The sequence below is a fragment of the Kitasatospora sp. NPDC001683 genome (genome assembly GCF_053596495.1).
The window spans coordinates 1-1,798 of sequence record NZ_JBSFGK010000227.1; the positions used below are offsets into that span (position 1 = coordinate 1).

Here is a 1,798-nt window from a genome sequence, read left to right on the forward strand (position 1 = left end):
GGCGCGGGCAGAGCCCTACGGTCCACCTTCCCGTTCGGCGTCAACGGCAACACGTCCAACACCACGACCGCCGCGGGCACCATGTACTCCGGCAGCACGGTGGCGACGTGCGAGCGCAGCTCGGCCGGGTCCGGAGCGGCGCCGTCGCGCGGGACGACGTAGCCGACCAGGCGCTTGTCACCGGGCTGGTCCTCGCGGACCAGCACGGTGGCGCGGGCGACGGCGGCGTGGCGGGCCAGGACGGCCTCGATCTCGCCGAGCTCGATCCGGAAACCGCGCAGCTTCACCTGGTGGTCGGCGCGGCCGATGACGACGAGTTCGCCGTCGCGGGTCCAGCGGGCCAGGTCACCGGTGCGGTACATCCGGGAGCCGGGCTCGCCGAAGGGATCGGCCACGAAGCGCTCACCGGTCAGCCCCGGCCTGCCGAGGTAGCCGCGCGCGACGCCGTTCCCGGCCACGTACAGCTCGCCGGGCACCCCGACCGGCACCGGCCGCAGCCCGGCACCGAGCACGTACACGCGGGTGTTCGAGAGCGGTCGGCCGACCGGCAGGATGCCGGTGCCGGGCTCGCTGCCCGGCTCGATCCGGTACTCGGCGCAGCTCACCGTGGTCTCGGTCGGACCGTACACGTTGCGCACGGTCACGGCCGGGTGCGCCTGCCGCCAGCTCCGCAGCGTCTCGGCGGTCAGCGGCTCACCCGCGAGCAGCAGGTCACCGGTCGGCGACGCGCCGGCGGGCAGGGCCTCCAGCAGCGGCAGATGGCTCGGGGTGCCCTTCACCAGGGTGGGGGCGGTGCCCGCCGACGCGGCGTCGGCGAGCTCGGCGATCCGGACGCAGCCGCCGACGGTCAGCGGGGTGAACAGCGCCGTGACCGTCATGTCGAACGACACGGAGGAGTGGAGCACCGCCGCCCCGGCCGCGCTCGGGTAGCTGCGGCCGGCCCACTCCAGGTAGTCGACGAGGTTGTGCTGTTCCACCAGCACGCCCTTGGGCCGGCCGGTCGAGCCGGAGGTGTAGATGACGTACGCGGGGTGGTGCGGCCGCAGCGGGCGCACCCGGTCGCGGTCCGTCGGGTTCGCGTCGACGGGGGCCAGCCCGTCGACCTGCAGCCCGCCGCCCCGCAGCCCCTCGACCGGGGCACCGTCGGCGGAGATCACCAGGGTCGGCGCGGCGTCGCGCAGCATGAAGTCGATGCGCTCGGCGGGGTAGTCGGGGTCGACCGGGAGGTAGGCCGCGCCGGCCTTCACGACGCCGAGCAGGGCGCACATCAGCTGCGCGGACCGCGGCAGCGCCACCGCGACCAGGTCCTCGGGGCCCACGCCCGCGTCGATCAGCCGGTGCGCGATGCCGTTGGCGCGGGCGTTCAGCTCGGCGTAGCTCAGCGCGAGGTCACCGTCGAGCACGGCGGTCGCCTCGGGGGTGCGGGCGGCCTGCGCCTCGAACAGCTCCGGGAGACAGGCGTGGTCGACAGCGGCCTTGGTGTCGTTCCAGTCCACCAGGACCTGTCGGCGCTCGTCCTCGTCGAGGAGGTCCACCAGGGCGATCGGCTGGTCGGGATCGGCCACCAGTGCGCGCAGCACCCGCTCGAACCGGACGGCCAGCGCCTCGGCGGTCGCCCGGTCGAAGAGGTCGCCGTTGTACTCCAGCACCCCGCGGATGCCGGCCGGGCCCTGCGCCCCGTGCTGCTCCTGGACGTTGACGGACAGGTCGAACTTGGCGATGCCGAGGTCGACGGGTTCGAGGGTGAAGGTGAGGCCCTGGAGGTCGAGGGTGACCTCGGGGGTGTTCTGGAAGGCGA

At 74.2% G+C, this 1,798-nt stretch carries 1 protein-coding gene; it reads right to left on the reverse strand.

What is annotated here, in order from left to right; genetic code table 11:
* Positions 1-1,798: non-ribosomal peptide synthetase (locus ACWCYO_RS40635; protein WP_449787045.1), on the reverse strand; the 1,798-nt coding region annotated here is incomplete at both ends.